This window comes from Streptococcus mitis, assembly GCF_003942965.1.
GTDB lineage: Bacteria > Bacillota > Bacilli > Lactobacillales > Streptococcaceae > Streptococcus > Streptococcus mitis_BH.
The window spans coordinates 1-16223 of sequence record NZ_RJOG01000030.1 but is presented as its reverse complement, the minus strand read 5'-3'; the positions used below and the strand labels follow the sequence as shown (position 1 = coordinate 16223).

Here is a 16223-nt window from a genome sequence, read left to right as displayed (position 1 = left end):
GCATAAACAATGTTCATTATTTTTATCCTTTTCTATACATAAAAGAGAGTTTAAGTTTTCTACATAGTAACCTAACTCTCCTATCATTTTATTTGAACACCAAAAATAATAATTAGGCTAAATGATTTTACTTTGCTCCATCTTTCATTAGAACCACTTTTATAGTTTTCAATAAAATTTCAATATCTTTCCAAATTGTCCAGCCATCTAAATAAGTAACATCTAATTTCACTACATCATCAAAGTTTTTAATATTACTTCTACCACTAATCTGCCAAAGTCCTGTAATTCCTGGTTTAAAACTTAGACGACGTTTTTGTTCCGGTGTATACTTCATATACTCATCCAAGGTTGGGGGTCTAGTACCAACTAAACTCATATCCCCTTTTAGAACATTCCAAAATTGTGGCAATTCATCTAGACTAGTTTTTCTAATAAAGTGTCCAATCTTTGTCACGCGTGGATCATTTTCAATCTTAAACATTCCACCTTGCATCTGATTCTGACTCATCAAGTTCTTCTTAATTTCCTCAGCATCAACTCTCATAGAACGGAATTTGTAAAATTTAAATATACGTCCATTTCTACCAACCCTATCCTGAGCAAAAATAGCAGGACCTCCATCTCTTTTTATCAGAGGAATAAGAAAAATAGACGCTATACCACAAATCACTAGACCAAATAAAGATCCGATTATATCCATCATTCGTTTTAAAGCAACATCACTCGAACGATAAAAGGTTGTCGAAAAATTAACAACACTAGAATTCCCAAATCGTTGAATCGCTTTTTCACTATTGGTTACAAAATCTAAGGCTGCTATATTGACAGCTACTGGTAAACCCATCGTTTCAAATTGAGAAACAAAGTCTGCAATTAAAAAGCTTTCGCTTGGGAGATTAATCACCACTTGGTCTACGACCGATCTCGTAGCATAGGTTACCAGATTATCCAGCTTAACTATTTCTACATCATAAAATTGAAGTTGCTCATCATCTACAATACAAATAGCCGAAACATAGCCATACTCATAAGTAGAAAGTTGCTTTAGTACTCTCTCAACTCTTGCACGTGTGGTCACTAGCAAGATACGCTGAGTATATTTTTTTTGAAGTGATAGATATTTCCAAATCTTACGAATCCAAATATTGACAATCATTAGCATAATTGAATTTACAGTCACAATGCATAATAGATTAGCTAATGATAAATATGGTATATTTGGTTCTAAAATAGGAAAAACTATACAGGATAAGAAAATATAAACCAGTATATATTTTAATGTTTGTATACATTCCTCTGCAAGGGTCCGGTATTTGAAATTTTTACTATATGCACTAATGTAGTAAGAAATAGTGTGAACCACCATCAGAAATACCAGAAGTTCATGACTAGCTAATACAAACGATAACAGATAAATTGGAAACAGTTGTATTATGAGAATCTCTAATTTTCGAATATTTGATACTTCTCTCAAAACTACCTCCTAGCTAACTCTACCTACTTCTTTTTTCCATAATTTCCATAAGAACCATAGGCTCCATAGGCTCCATAGCCACCATAAGCTCCGTATTTTTCAACTTCTGTGTTAAATTTATTTAGAACTACACCTAAGAAAGGTACCCCTGTCTGTTCCAATTGCTCTTTGGCTTTTATGACATCACGACGTTTTGTCTCTCCTGCTGCTGTTACCAAGATTGAAGCATCACATTTCTGTGTAATGATGGCAGCGTCAATGACCATCCCAATCGGTGCTGTATCCACAATGACATAATCAAAATACTTACGCAGGGTATCAATCATGGTATGAAAATTTTCACTTTGAAGGAGGGCTGTTGGATTAGGTGATACCGGTCCTGCCTGAATAACAAACAGATTTTCAACGTTTGTATCACAAAGTCCATGAGAAAGGTCTGTAGTTCCTGCCAAAAAGTCAGTCAATCCAGTAATTTTTTCCCTTGACTTGAAGACACCAGACATAACTGAATTACGGATATCCGCATCTACTAGTAGTGTTTTATATCCTGCACGCGCGAAAGCCCAGGCGATATTAGTTGAAGTTGTTGACTTCCCCTCACCAGGTTTGACAGATGAAATGGCAAGAACTTTCAAATTATCACCACTCAATTGAATATTGGTACGCAAAGCATTATAGTGCTCCTCAGCTTTTTTGGCAAAATCTAAACGCTTTTGTCCGATTTCTAATATTGGCATGTTTTCTCCCTTACTTTAACTTATTCAAATCTGGAACAATTCCTAAAAGTGCAACCTGCATGACTTCTTCGACATCTTCTGGACGNTTTACACGATCATCCAACAATTCAAGTAATAAAATCAAAATAACCATCACTGCACCACCTGCTAAGAAAGCAAGCATAGTATTGCGGCGAATATTAGGTGAGGATGGCGTTAAGGCCGGTCTTGCCTCCTCTAGTGTTGTCACATCTGATACGCGAGTTACCTTAATAATTTTTTCAGCGGCCACTTCACGAAGAGCATTGGCGATACGACTGGCTTCTTCTGGTTGATCATCCTTTACAGCAATCGATACAATACGAGTATCTACAGGCACTGTTACTTGAATCTTCTTGCTTAATCCTTTGCCTGTTTGTTCTAATTTAAGATTTGAAATGACTTTCTCCAGCACATCTTGAGAAAGGATAATTTCCTTATAGTCCTTCACAAGATAGCTACCAGCCTGCAAATCTTGGTTCGTCAACCCTGCATTTTCTGATTGATTTCGATTGACCACATAAATACGTGTTGTACTAGAGTACTCAGGCGTAAGAACAAAACTACTTACTCCAAAAGCTAGAACAGCTGCCACTATCGCAGTCAAGATGATAGCGATTTTCTTCTTCCAAAGGATTTTAAATAATTGAACAACATCAATTGCGATTTCTTTATTTTCTTTCATGTCAACTCCTATATAATTTGATCAGCTAAGATGAAGCGAGGATTCTCGATAAATAATTCTTTCGCTTTACCTTCACCGTATTGTTTTGAGATAATCTCATAAGCCTCTTTCATGTAAGGTGGTCTTTGGTCTAGATTGTGCATATCACTAGCAACAAAATGTACCAAATCACGCTCTAGAAAATAACGAGCTCGTTTCTTCATAAATTTGTATTTATCTCCAAATAACTTTGGTTTTAAGATACTCGAACTATTGATTTGAGTATAGCAACCCATATCAATCAACTCTTTTACCCGTTTTTCGTTATTTTCTAATTCATGGTAGCGTTCGATGTGAGCAACTACAGGGGTTATACCAAGCATAAGAACATTGCTCAAAGCAGTATGGATTTCTCTGTAAGGAGTAGCCATACTAAACTCAATCAGAGCATAGCGTGTCCCATTGAGTCTTGGAATCACTTGCTTCTCTAGCTTCTCAAGTACATCACTAGTATAATAAATTTCTGCTCCATAGAGAATAGTCAAGTCTGGAGCCACTTCCTTAGCTAGCTCCTTAACTTCTTGGAAGTTTGTCTCTATCGTCTCCTCAGGAGTCTCAAACATCCCTTTTCGCCTATGCGATGTCGATACAATAGTCCTTACACCTTGTCTATAGGCTTCTGTCAGAAGAGCCCTGCTTTCTTGCTTAGTTTTCGGACCATCATCCACACCAAATACGATATGCGAATGAATATCAATCATTTTACTTTATTTTCCTTCCATCACATCATTAATTGCAGCCTTGACTGACTCTAAACTGCTATCACTTATTTCCATCATGTAGAGGTTGCTCTCAGGCATAGCATAGGATGGTAAATCCATCCGCCCTGTTCCTTTAAGATCTTGTGAATTGATCTTATACGTTCCACCACTCTCAAGTTGGGTATTGACCAGGTTCATCATGGTTTCAAGTGGCATATTGGTTTGAATCGAATCTTGCAGCCCTTTTATAATACTGTCATAATTTTTCAAAGCTTCCGTCGAGGTCAACTTTTGCAAAATAGCGACAATGACCTTTTGCTGGTTACGGCCACGATCTCGATCTCCATCAGCTAAGGAATAGCGCTCACGCACAAAGCCAAGAGCGTCTTTCGAATCCAAATGTAATTTACCTGCAGAGTAATGTTTTCCGTTATTTGTATATGCATCAAATTCTTGGTCATTATAAACATCAACTCCACCGAGTAAATCAATCAATTTCAAGAAAGAGGTGAAATTCAAACGAGCATAATAGTTCAAGTCAATACCATAGAGATTTTCCAGTGTATGGATTGAAGCATCTACACCATAAATACCCGCATGGGTCAACTTATCCTTTTGGTTGTTGCCGCCATCTGCAATTGGAACGTAAGAATCACGAGGTGTTGTGGTCAAGAGAATCTTTTTCGTTTCACGATTCACTGTCATAATGATATTGACATCCGAACGAGAAACTGAACTAATTGGACCGTAAGTATCAATTCCGCTGATATAAACGTTGAAACTGTCACCTTTGACATCCTTTGGAGTTTCAACCTTCTTAGTCAATTCTTTGGTATAGATTTTCTTAATCTTTGAAGCATAGTCTGGATATTCTGATTCGATAATATTTTCAAAGACACTGTTTAGAAGGATTGCCTTTGTATCTCCAGCTAACAAGCTCTTATAGGCCGCAAGATAAGAACTACTTTCTTCGACTGTCAATTCCTTATTTTGACTAACTTTCAGATCATTCAGCAACTGGTGGATATTATCCTTATCTGTCCCAGTCGGCCCCATTACACTGGTTACTTGACTGATATTCTCAATTGGACTATCTGCTAACACCGCAATACTCATCGAATAGTTTGAGTAATTCGATGTTGCATTCAAACGACTGGTAAAGCCAATGAACTGACTTACAGCAAAGAGGGAAGTCCCATTGATTACCACACCAAGTAGTAATAAAATCAGCGTTAGATTTTTAGCTTTCTTGGACCAAATTAAAAAGAAGCACAAGATAGCTAAGGCCACAATTAAAACGGTAACTACTATGTTCAGATATCGGAAGGCAAGCATATTGTATTTGAAAATCAAAAACAATAAAAAGACCGCTAGTACTGTATAGATAGCTAGCAACCCCCAACTAATCAATATTTTTGTTTTACCCTGACGAGTTCGCTTCGAAGACCTACTCACAATATACCTCTATTATCAATTTTTATTTCATTTTATTATATCATAAAAAAATACTCTTGTGGGGTAAATCCGCTTAGGTAAGGCGTTTTCATCTTCTTTCCGAAACATTCTTTTTGATTTGCAAACAATTACATCAATAAATTTACTATATAAACATTAAAACAAGGTCCCTTACGGAACCTCGCTCATCTATTTAACATGATTTTCTGCTTCTTTTTGAGCTTTTTCGATTGCTTTTTTGCTTTCTTGCTCCCATTTGGCCTTAGCTTCTTCATACTGTTTGGTTGTCACAGTATCTTTTTGCAGTTTCATGTACTTGTAGTTATTGCCATCACCCTTGATGCCGACCAGTGAATACCCTCTTGTAAATGGCGTTACTTTGGTTACAGATGCTGTTCCACCACTTGACATAGCTGACATAATCAGAGAATTGTCAATCATCCAAGCCTGTGCTTCAGCATATTTTTCATATCGTTTGGCTACATCTTTATTTTCACTATCTGCATCTTTGAGCATCTTGGTGTAAGTATCAAGCCCCAAGCTAGCAATCTTAGCTTTATCTTCTTGAGCATCTAGACCAAAAATCTTGAGGTAGAACCCATCCTCTGCATTGAAAGGATTGAGATAAGTTGATGGATCTTGGTAGTCACCTACCCAACCATCAAAGTTCAAATCATAGTCACGATCAGCTGGTGTTGGTGCCAAGAAGGCTACGTTATTAAAATCATCTGTTGAAAGTTGCTGAACATCAATGACAATGTTATCAGCACCCAAAACTGATTCAAATGTCTGCTTAACTGAGTTCATTCCTGTCACAGCATTTTTACTTGTTTGATCAACAGCCACATCCAAGTGAATAGGGAAAGTCACACCTTGACTTGCCAATTCTTTTTTAGCTTCCGCAAATTTTGCTTGGGCTTTTTCTTTGTTGAAATAGGCATCCTGAGCATCTGCCAAGTTAATACCTGACCATTCTGTGCTATAGTTGACCAATTTAGAAGCAACTACTTCTCCAAAGGTCTTGTCTCCAACTTGGACAAATGTTGGAGGCACTAGGGTGTTACGAAGGGTCTTGCTAGCCGCTTCTTCCCCATTTGACTGGGCAGAATAGGCTGTGCGATCCAAGGCAAAGTTCACTGCTTGACGGAAGTTCTTGTTCAAGACAGCTGTCTCAGTTGACTTCTTCTGCTCATCTGTCGTTTTAGCAGTGTGATTGTAGGCCTTACGGTTGACGTTGAAATTGAAATACCAAGAAGTCTTGTCCTGCAAGCTATAGACGATATTATCCTTATATTTTTCCTTGGTCTTGGCAAAGTTAGAACTATTTGGATAAACCCCAGCGATAGAATAAGCTCCACTTTCAAAGTTACGGATGGTCAATTCTTGGTCTGAGCCGTCAAAGTAAGCCAATTTTACGTGTTCAATCGATACTTTGTCATGATCATAGTAATGCGGATTCTTCACATACTCGATAGATGATTTTGATGTGAAATCTTTTAACAAATAAGGTCCGCTGTAGAGAATGCTATCTGGAGATAGAGTACCAAAATCTTTCCCTTTTGAGTTTAGAAACTCTTCATTCACCGGGAAAAGAATACTATTCGTTGTTTTTGAATTCCAGTAAGGCTCTGGACGTGCCAAAGTATACTCAACAGTCTGGTCGTCAATAGCTTTCACTCCAACCTTAGAAAAGTCAGAATCCGCTCCTGTAATATAATCATTCAAGCCCTTGATCGAGTTTTGAATCAAGTCAATGGCCTGTGATTTATTATCCACTGCGTACTTGATACCTGTCACAAAATCTTGTGCTTTGACTGGGGCGTACTCTTCACCGTCAGCCGTGAACCATTTGGCATCTTTTCTCAGTTTATAGGTATAAGTCAGACCGTCGCTTGAAACAGACCAGTCTTCTGCCAAAGACGGAACTAAGTTCCCGTAGTTGTCATTTTCAAGCAAACCATCAACTAGGTTAGTAATAATAGCTGTATTATCAGCGTAGTAGTCTAATAAATAGTTAAATGTAGTTGGATTTCCACTAAAGGTTGATGAGTAAGTTTTTGTATCTGAACCAGATTGTCCGCAAGCAGCTAAAAGCAAAGCAGCCGCAAAAGTCAGGCCTGCACTAAGGACACGCTTTTTTGTATTCATCTTCTTTCTCCTTTATGTTAGTTTTTATAACATAAGCTTATTTTACCAAAATAGTAGGAATTTGTAAAGTTAATTGAATTTCGAGAATGAAAATTTATAAATACTGACCATAAAAAAACAAAGGATTTCTACCTTTCATACAGTCCTCCCTTGTTTTTATACGATTTCATTTTTAGATTTTTCTGTAAAAAATGTTTATAGTATTTCCATACAGAAAGCATCCCATGGAGCTAAGATTTGTTTTTCAAAGACTTCTTGAGCTGCGGTATTTTCAATCAAGACCGATTTGACGTTTCCTTCTACGGTCAAGTCTTGTTCTTCATTGGACAAGTTAGCCACAACTAAGAATCGACGGTCGCCATCTTTACGGATATAGGCAAAGACCTTGTCAGCTGTTTCCAATAGTTCAAAGTCAGCTCGAATCAGCCAACTGTTTTCCTTACGGATTTGAACCAGCTTCTGATAGGTATAGAAAATAGAATCTGGGTTTGCTAGTGCTTCTTGAACGTTGATTGCTTGATAGTTTGGATTAACTACCAACCAAGGTTGACCTGTTGAGAAACCAGCATTTTTGCTTTCATCCCATTGCATCGGGGTACGGGCATTATCACGTCCGATGACACGGATACTGTCCATAATTTCCTCGAGCGGAACACCTTTTTCAAGAGCTTCACGCGCATAGTTGAGGGATTCAATATCTTCTACTTGATCCAGTGTTTCAAAAGGATAGTTGGTCATCCCAATCTCCTCACCCTGGTAGATATAGGGAGTCCCTCTCATAAGATGAAGTAGGATTGCAAAGGCTTTGGCAGATTTTTCGCGGTATTCTTGATCATTTCCCCAGATTGAGACGATACGAGGGAGGTCATGATTGTTCCAGAAGAGCGAATTCCAACCGTCTTCAACTCCCAACTCTGTCTGCCATTTGTTGAAAATTTCTTTCAACTTACTGATATTCAGTTCTTTTTGATAGTGCCACTTAGGTTGCCCTTCCTGATACTGAAGACAGATATGCTCAAACTGGAAGACCATAGACAATTCTTGACCCTTTGGATCAGAGTAGAGTTTGGCAATTTCTGGTGTCGCCCCCCAAGTTTCTCCCACTGTCAAGAGATCTTTATCCCCAAAAGTTGCCTGATTCATTTCCTTGAGATAAGGATGGAGCATAGGACCGTTATTGACTACTTTCTCATCAGGAATCTTACCAATCATATCAATGACATCCATACGGAAACCACCAATGCCTTTATCAATCCAGAAGTTCATCATCTCGTAAATTTTCTGGCGAAGTTTTTCATTCTCCCAGTTGAGATCAGGCTGTTTCTTGCTGAAAAAGTGGAGATAGTATTGACCTGACTTTTCATCGTATTCCCAAGCAGACCCACTAAAGATGGAATCAAGATTGTTGGGTTCATCCCGCCAGATATAGTAGTCTCGCTCAGGACTGTCAGGATTTTCGCAGGCCTCGACAAACCAGGCATGTTCATCCGAGGTATGATTGACCACCAAGTCCATGATAATTCGAATATCACGTTTCTTAGCTTCTGCGATGAGTTGGTCCATGTCCTCCATGGTCCCGAAAATAGCTGCAATCGCTTGATAATCAGCAATATCATAGCCATTATCATCCATAGGACTGTCATAAACGGGAGAAAGCCAAATCGCTGTAATCCCCAGCTTGGCTAGATAGTCTAACTTACTAGTAATTCCTGGCAAATCGCCAATTCCATCTCCGTTGCTATCCATAAAGCTCTTAGGATAAACTTGATAGACTACGGCATTGTGCCACCATTTTTCTTGCATCTTCTTACCTCATTATTTTAATAATCTATAGTCTATGATAGCGCTTTTCAGATTTTTGTGCAAGCGTTTGCCTAATCTTTTTGATTCCTTTTTTAACTCCATAGTTTCCTAACTTCCAATTTTTTATTATAATAGAGGTCAGAGGTAAAAAAATGAAAAAACAAGCTTTTAGTTCTGAACAATATTTGAATCTACAGCGCGACCACATTTTGGAGCGCATTAACCAATTTGACGGCAAGCTCTACTTGGAGTTTGGTGGCAAAATGTTAGAAGATTTTCACGCTGCTCGTGTTCTTCCTGGTTATGAGCCTGACAATAAAATCAAGCTCTTACAAGAATTGAAAGAGCAGGTTGAGGTTGTGATTGCTATTAATGCTAGCAATATCGAGCATTCTAAGGCACGTGGTGACTTGGGCATTTCTTATGACCAGGAAGTTCTTCGTTTGATTGACAAATTCAATGAATTGGGAATTTTTGTTGGCTCTGTTGTCATCACACAGTACGCTGGTCAACCAGCTGCAGATGCCTTCCGCAACCAACTTGAGAAAAACGGAATTGATTCTTATCTTCACTATCCAATCAAAGGATATCCGACAGATATGGACCACATCATTTCTCCAGAAGGTATGGGGAAAAACGACTATATCAAAACCAGTCGCAACTTGATTGTCGTAACTGCTCCTGGACCTGGTTCTGGAAAATTGGCAACTTGTATGTCAAACATGTACCACGACCAAATCAATGGTATCAAGTCTGGTTACGCTAAATTTGAAACCTTCCCAGTTTGGAATCTCCCCCTTCATCACCCAGTCAACTTGGCCTACGAGGCTGCTACAGCAGACCTCGATGATGTCAACATGATTGACCCTTTCCATCTCCAAACCTATGGAGAAACCACTGTCAACTACAACCGTGATATCGAGATTTTCCCAGTGCTCAAGCGCATGTTAGAACGTATCCTCGGTGAATCTCCATACGCTTCACCGACAGACATGGGTGTCAACATGGTTGGTTTAGCTATTACAGATGATGAAGCTGCTGTCGAAGCTTCTAAACAAGAAATCATCCGCCGTTACTATCAAACTGTTCTTGATTTTAAAGCCGAAAAAGTCGGCGAAGCTGCTGTCAAGAAAATCGAGTTACTCATGAACGACCTCGGTATCACACCTGCAGACCGCAAGGTTGCTGTTGCTGCACGCCAAAAAGCTGAAGAAACTGGCGGACCAGCCCTAGCCCTTGAATTGCCAACTGGGGAAATTGTCACTGGTAAGAACTCAGAACTCTTTGGTCCTACAGCAGCTGCTCTTATCAACGCCATCAAGAAATCAGCTGACATCGCTAAAGAAGTAAAACTAATCGAACCTGAAGTTGTTAAGCCAATCCAAGGTCTTAAAATCGATCATCTCGGTAGCCGCAATCCACGCCTTCATTCAAATGAAATCCTGATTGCTCTTGCTATCACAGCTACAGAAAATCCTGATGCTGCTCGTGCTATGGAAGAACTTGGCAACCTCAAAGGAAGCGAAGCCCACTCAACTATCATCTTGACAGATGAAGACAAGAATGTCCTTCGTAAACTGGGTATCAACGTAACCTTTGACCCTTACTACCAATACGACCGCTTGTATCGTAAATAAAGATTTCAACCTCTCCACCCTCGGAGAGGTTTTCTCTCTGTCTCAGGAGCCAGCTTTATGTTATAATGAAAAGAGAAAATTGAAAGGATTTACCATGTCAAAAGAAGTTATTGTTGAAAGCTTTGAACTTGATCACACCATTGTAAAAGCGCCTTATGTCCGCTTGATTGGGGAAGAAACAGGCCCAAAAGGAGACATCATCTCCAACTATGATATTCGCTTGGTGCAACCAAACGAAGACTCTATCCCTACTGCTGGACTTCACACTATCGAGCACCTCTTGGCCAAACTCATCCGTACCCGCATTGACGGTATGATTGACTGTTCACCATTTGGGTGCCGCACAGGCTTCCACATGATTATGTGGGGACGCCATACCAGCGCTGAAATTGCAGCTGTTATCAAGGATTCGCTCAAGGAAATCGTTGAAACTACTACTTGGGAAGATGTCCCTGGAACAACCATCGAATCTTGCGGAAACTACAAGGACCACAGCCTCTTTTCTGCTAAAGAGTGGGCAAAACTCATTCTAGAACAAGGGATTTCAGATGATGCCTTTGAGCGTCATGTCATCTAATCGCAAAAAAGGAACCATCTTTTTAGATGATTCCTTCTTTTTTATTTTCAAAATGATAGTTTAAGCTTTTTCACGAATGACTAAAACACCATCTTCCATATCTGCTTCTAAATGTTTAGCTTCTAGATGATCCAAGTGGAAGTCTGTCACCTTATCACGAATTTCTTGTTCAACCACGCGGCGAAGCGGACGAACACCCATAACTTCGTCATAGCCTTCGTCTGTAATATAGTCCTTAGCTGCTTGACTGACTACCAAATCAATCTCTTTCTTAGCCAAGGTTTGGTTAACTTCAGCCAACATCAAGTCCACAATCTTAGAAAGATCTTCCTTAGTCAAGTGTGAGAACTCAATAACTGCATTAAAGCGGTTGAGGAATTCTGGACGGAAGAATGGTTTCAAACGCTCCATCAATTCTGGTTTATCCGCATCTTCTGTCAAGTTGGCTTCATAGCCAAATCCAGCATTTGATGTCGCAATAATGACAGTGTTCTTGAAGTTTACTGTATTTCCTTGACCATCTGTCAAACGACCATCATCTAGAACTTGGAGGAGAAGGGTAATGACTTGAGGATCAGCCTTTTCAATCTCATCCAAAAGAATGATAGAGTAAGGATTGCGACGAACACGTTCTGTCAAGGTATTGCTATTGTCATCATAACCTACATAACCTGCTGTTGTACCAATTAGCTTAGAAACGGCTGTGCGGTCACTGAATTCAGACATATCCAAACGAATGATTGCATCCTTGGTTCCAAACATATCCAGCGCCAATTGCTTAGCAAGCTCAGTCTTACCAACTCCAGTTGGACCTACAAAGAGGAAGCTACCGATTGGGCGATTGCCTTCATCAAAACCAGCACGGTTACGACGGATAGCACGAGCTACCGCTTCTACCGCCTTATCTTGACCGATAACCTTGTGTTCCAAGCGATGAGCCATATCTTTCAAACGTTCGATGTCTGATGCTCCCATTTGTGATACTGGAATACCTGTCATTCGTTCTACAGATTCGGCCACATCGTTGACACTTGCAGTCACTTTCATATCTTCTGTGTGGTTTTCGATTTTCTTTTCTAATTCTGCAATTCGTGTTTTATAGTTTAGAGCTGCTTCAAAATCTTCCGCCTCAACAGCTTTTTCTTGCTTGTCTTTTTCTGCTTCAATTTCACGTTCAACAGCATGTACATCTGTTACAGGATGTTGTGCTGCCAAGTGAGCCGCTGTTACATCGACAAGGTCGATGGCCTTATCTGGCAAGCTACGTTGAGGAATATACTGAACAGAATAATCCACTGCTGCTTTCAAGACCTCGTCTGGCAAAATGACATTGTGGTGTTGTTGATAGAGGTCACGAATTCCTTGAAGGATTTTATATGTATCCTCTGCAGAAGGAGCATTGACCTTGACTTCATTGAAACGACGAGCAAGAGCTGCATTCTTCAAAATAGTGTTACGATATTCGTCTTGAGTCGTTGCTCCAATCACTGTCAATTCTCCACGAGAGAGGGCTGGCTTGAGAATGTCCGCAAGCCCTTTAGATCCACTGTCACCTCCAGTAGATCCAGCACCGAGGATTTGGTGAATTTCATCAAAGAAGAGGATAATATTTCCTGCTTCTTTTACTTCGTTGACTAGATTTTGCACATTTTCTTCAAAGCTACCACGGTATTGAGTACCAGCCTCAAGACCTGAGATATCAATGGAAATGATTTCCTTATTCTTAATAGCAGCTGGAACATCTCCGTTCACAATGGCTTGCGCTAGACCTTCGACAACGGCTGTCTTACCAACACCCGCGTCTCCGACCAGAACAGGATTGTTTTTGGTACGACGTGAGAGGATTTCAGAAGTTTCTTGAATTTCCTTGTTTCGACCGATAACAGGATCCAACTTGCCTTCACGCGCTTCTGCTGTCAAGTTACGACCAAGTTTAGCAAGGACACCGTCTTGTTTCATACCTGAAGCCTGTTGTGGCATTTGTCCATCAACTTCTGCATTTCCTGACAATTGGCCAGTTGCACGATAGTGAGCAAATTCCTCAGGTGTGACTTCACGTCCATTAATCAAGTAGCGGCGATTTTCAGAACTATATCCTCGCATACCACCCATCAATTGGTTAAATAAATCATCCATGTTGTTAAAATTATTAAAGTTGTTGTTCATATTCTTTACCTCTTTTTGTTTACTTAGTTATAATTACTGATATTGACTATCTTTGACCTTTGTTTTAAAAAATTTAGACTAGCTAGATGGCTACTCTACGTACTATTTCTGGTTTTTCTTTTTCAAGCAGGAGTAGACTATCTTTACTTCTAAAGATTTCTAGATTAAACATAGACCCCACCTCTTTCTATTTTACTTTAAATAATACTCTCCGAAAATCTCTTCAAACCACGTCATCTCTATCTGCAACCTCAAAACAGTGTTTTGAGCAACCTGCGGCTAGCTTCCTAGTTTGTTCTTTAATTTTCATTGAGCATAAGTGTTCACGTAAGGCTTTCATTTACCTTACGTTCATAATATACTACATTAGTCAGAAAAGGTCAAGAGATTTGACTTTAATTGACCAATCTTTTTAAGAATAAAACTCAAAAGGTTAAGCAATTCATATTAATCTAGCTTTTTCTAATCTAGATAGATCATAGTACTGTTGACCTTGCTCTCTGTATATGCTAGAATTATTGATATATATTCAACGAAAGGCTTTACACAATATGTTCCCATTCATGCCGGCGGCACGAGCAAAAACTGTTTTTGATATTCCCTATCAAAGATTATTTCAACTTGGATTTAAAGGATTAATTTTTGATATAGATCAAACTCTTGTTATGCACGGAGCTCCAGCCACAGAACAAGTTATTGAACTATTTCAAAATCTCAAAGCCATTGGTTTTCAAATTTTTCTTTTGTCAAACAACGACGAAGAAAGAATATCAGAATTTAATCAACATTTATCTGTACCCTTTATTCCTCTTTCTGACAAACCAAATCCCAAGAATTTTAAAAAAGCTCTTGACATAATGCAGCTAAAACCATTTGAAACAGTTATGATTGGAGATCAACTTTTTACAGATGTACTCGGAGCTAGTCGTGCAAACATCTCCACTATCTTAGTTGATTTTTTATATGATCCTAAAGAAGGCGGAATTGGTAAAAAACGATGGGTTGAAAAATTAATACTATATACTTACCCATTTTTAAGACAAAAAAATAGAAGTTTAGATATGATTAAAAAGGAGAAGCAACATGGTTTTTTGGAATAAGGATCTACTATTTTGTGAAATCAGTCCCACTACATATAAAATTTCTTTAAAAAAAGAAAATCTAAAACGACATCTTCAAAACTTAAAGCAAGGCAAGAAATTTTCGAAAGTGCGTCAAGAAAAACTTCTACCTAACTTGATTTCATCATTCTCTACTCAGTTGATTAAGCATGGTCCTGGTATTGATATTAATCTTCAAAAAGGAAAAGCAACTAATATCAATATTGCAGCACAAACCTTGAATCATGTTATGATTTTTCCGGGTGAAGAATTTTCTTTTTGGAGTTTAGTTGGAAATACAACTAAGAGAAAAGGATACCTAGAAGGAAGAGTAATTATTAATGGTAAAGTAGAACCTGGAATTGGCGGCGGACTCTGCAACCTAGCTAATCTACTTCATCTATTAATCGTTCATAGTCCAATGGAAATTACGGAATTTCATACGCATTCAGATGCACTGGATCCAGATAAAGGAAAACGAAAACCATTTGCTAATGGAACATCTGTTCAATATAATTATCAAGATTATCGTTTCACAAACACGACTAACCAAAAAATTCAATTAAGAACATGGGTAGAAAATGACATTCTCTTCGGAGAATTACGCAGTGAATCCCAATTCCCATTCACTTATCAAATTGTCGAAGAAAATCATCATTTCAAAAAAGAAGGGGATCATTACTATCGTAACTCTATGATTTATCGTGAAAAAGTGGATAGAATAACTGAACAAATTTTAGAAAAAGAACTGATTTTAAAAAATCATTCAAAAGTCATGTATGATCCGAAGCTCATTCCTACTGAAATGATTAAACAATAATCTAAATATTCTACTATCAAAAAAGACTTAAATTCAAGATAAAAGGAACTATTATGAACACCACACCTAAATTAATCGTTATGCTGACACATAATGATCACACAGTTGAAAATGCTAGTGAAATTTTCGAATCATGTAAAAACTCTAAAGCTCAGTATTGGGGATTTAAAGAAAAACCTCTTCCTATTTCTGAAATGAAATCTCTATTCTCCAGAATGAAATCTTGCGGTAAAACTACTTTTCTTGAAGTTGTTGAATATGACGAAGAAAGTGGACTTCAAGGGGCAAAAATTGCAAAAGAATGTGGGTGTGATATTTTAATGGGAACTGTCTTCTTTGATTCAATCAATCAATTCTGCAAAGAAAACAACATGAAATACATGCCATTTGTTGGACAAATTACTAATCGCCCATCTATTCTAGAAGGTTCTATCGAGGATATGATTTCTGAAGCAAAGGAATATCTAGCAAAAGGAGTTTACGGATTTGACTTGCTAGGGTACCGATATACAGGTGATCCTGTCGAACTAAACAATGCTTTTGTTCAAGCTATAGAGGCTCCCGTTTGTTTGGCTGGCAGTGTTGATAGTTATGAACGTTTAGATGAAGTCATTGAGGCAAATCCTTGGGCTTTTACAGTCGGAAGTGCATTTTTTGACGAAAAATTTGGCACAGATTTTCACGAACAGATTAATAATGTTTGTAATTATATGGAAAAATAAGGCAAAATATGCTTTATAGCCAACTCTTTCATTTTATCCAATAAATTCGATTTTAATATTAACAAACTACCTTCTAAAAATTAGGTGCAAAATCTAATTTTTAGAAGGTAATTTTTTTATTTTGAAATAAATTAGAAA

13 protein-coding genes are annotated in these 16223 nt (G+C 38.3%); 5 read left to right on the top strand and 8 right to left on the bottom strand.

From position 1 onward, the window contains the following. Positions 1 to 127: 127 nt before the first annotated feature. The 7 genes from D8837_RS08200 to D8837_RS08170 all read right to left on the bottom strand — a co-directional run bounded on the left by D8837_RS08200 (position 128) and on the right by D8837_RS08170 (position 9063). Positions 128 to 1477: a sugar transferase gene (locus D8837_RS08200; RefSeq protein ID WP_045604981.1), complete on the bottom strand. Its 1350-nt coding sequence runs from the start codon at positions 1475 to 1477 to the stop codon at positions 128 to 130. Positions 1478 to 1500: 23 nt separating this feature from the next. Continuing rightward, positions 1501 to 2214, bottom strand: a complete 714-nt coding sequence (locus D8837_RS08195; RefSeq protein WP_045604983.1) for a tyrosine-protein kinase — start codon at positions 2212 to 2214, stop codon at positions 1501 to 1503. Between the two features lie 10 nt (positions 2215 to 2224). Then, positions 2225 to 2917: a CspC family polysaccharide chain length determinant protein gene (locus tag D8837_RS08190; protein ID WP_125456746.1), complete on the bottom strand. Its 693-nt coding sequence runs from the start codon at positions 2915 to 2917 to the stop codon at positions 2225 to 2227. Positions 2918 to 2925: 8 nt separating this feature from the next. Then, on the bottom strand, positions 2926 to 3657 hold the full coding sequence (gene cps4B, locus D8837_RS08185; RefSeq protein ID WP_045604987.1) for a capsular polysaccharide biosynthesis protein Cps4B: 732 nt from the start codon (positions 3655 to 3657) through the stop codon (positions 2926 to 2928). Between the two features lie 6 nt (positions 3658 to 3663). Then, on the bottom strand, positions 3664 to 5112 hold the full coding sequence (locus D8837_RS08180; protein WP_125456745.1) for an LCP family protein: 1449 nt from the start codon (positions 5110 to 5112) through the stop codon (positions 3664 to 3666). Positions 5113 to 5301: 189 nt separating this feature from the next. Continuing rightward, positions 5302 to 7260: a peptide ABC transporter substrate-binding protein gene (locus D8837_RS08175; protein ID WP_125456744.1), complete on the bottom strand. Its 1959-nt coding sequence runs from the start codon at positions 7258 to 7260 to the stop codon at positions 5302 to 5304. 195 nt (positions 7261 to 7455) lie between these two features. Beyond that, the gene (locus D8837_RS08170) at positions 7456 to 9063 is read right to left on the bottom strand and encodes a glycoside hydrolase family 13 protein (protein WP_125456743.1); all 1608 of its coding nucleotides are present in this window, start codon (positions 9061 to 9063) and stop codon (positions 7456 to 7458) included. A 152-nt stretch (positions 9064 to 9215) separates the two neighbouring features. Between D8837_RS08170 and D8837_RS08165 the strand changes: the two genes are divergently transcribed. After that, complete coding sequence (locus D8837_RS08165; RefSeq protein WP_125456742.1) at positions 9216 to 10700, top strand: DUF1846 domain-containing protein; 1485 nt, start codon at positions 9216 to 9218, stop codon at positions 10698 to 10700. A gap of 94 nt (positions 10701 to 10794) precedes the next feature. Further along, positions 10795 to 11277, top strand: a complete 483-nt coding sequence (locus tag D8837_RS08160) for an S-ribosylhomocysteine lyase (protein ID WP_125456741.1) — start codon at positions 10795 to 10797, stop codon at positions 11275 to 11277. Positions 11278 to 11337: 60 nt separating this feature from the next. On the opposite strand, the gene D8837_RS08155 is transcribed toward D8837_RS08160, so the two are convergent. Then, on the bottom strand, positions 11338 to 13443 hold the full coding sequence (locus D8837_RS08155; RefSeq protein WP_125456740.1) for an ATP-dependent Clp protease ATP-binding subunit: 2106 nt from the start codon (positions 13441 to 13443) through the stop codon (positions 11338 to 11340). Between the two features lie 506 nt (positions 13444 to 13949). Between D8837_RS08155 and D8837_RS08145 the strand changes: the two genes are divergently transcribed. The 3 genes from D8837_RS08145 to D8837_RS08135 are packed head-to-tail and all read left to right on the top strand — an operon-like array spanning position 13950 to position 16085. Further along, positions 13950 to 14543 carry a YqeG family HAD IIIA-type phosphatase gene (locus D8837_RS08145; RefSeq protein ID WP_312023206.1) on the top strand — a complete coding sequence of 198 codons (594 nt, stop codon included), beginning with the start codon at positions 13950 to 13952 and terminating at the stop codon, positions 14541 to 14543. Then, the gene (locus D8837_RS08140; protein ID WP_125456739.1) at positions 14527 to 15363 is read left to right on the top strand and encodes a VanW family protein; all 837 of its coding nucleotides are present in this window, start codon (positions 14527 to 14529) and stop codon (positions 15361 to 15363) included. Before D8837_RS08145 ends, D8837_RS08140 begins: the two co-directional genes overlap by 17 nt. A gap of 53 nt (positions 15364 to 15416) precedes the next feature. After that, on the top strand, positions 15417 to 16085 hold the full coding sequence (locus D8837_RS08135; protein WP_125456738.1) for a hypothetical protein: 669 nt from the start codon (positions 15417 to 15419) through the stop codon (positions 16083 to 16085). The last annotated feature ends 138 nt before the right edge of the window (positions 16086 to 16223 follow it).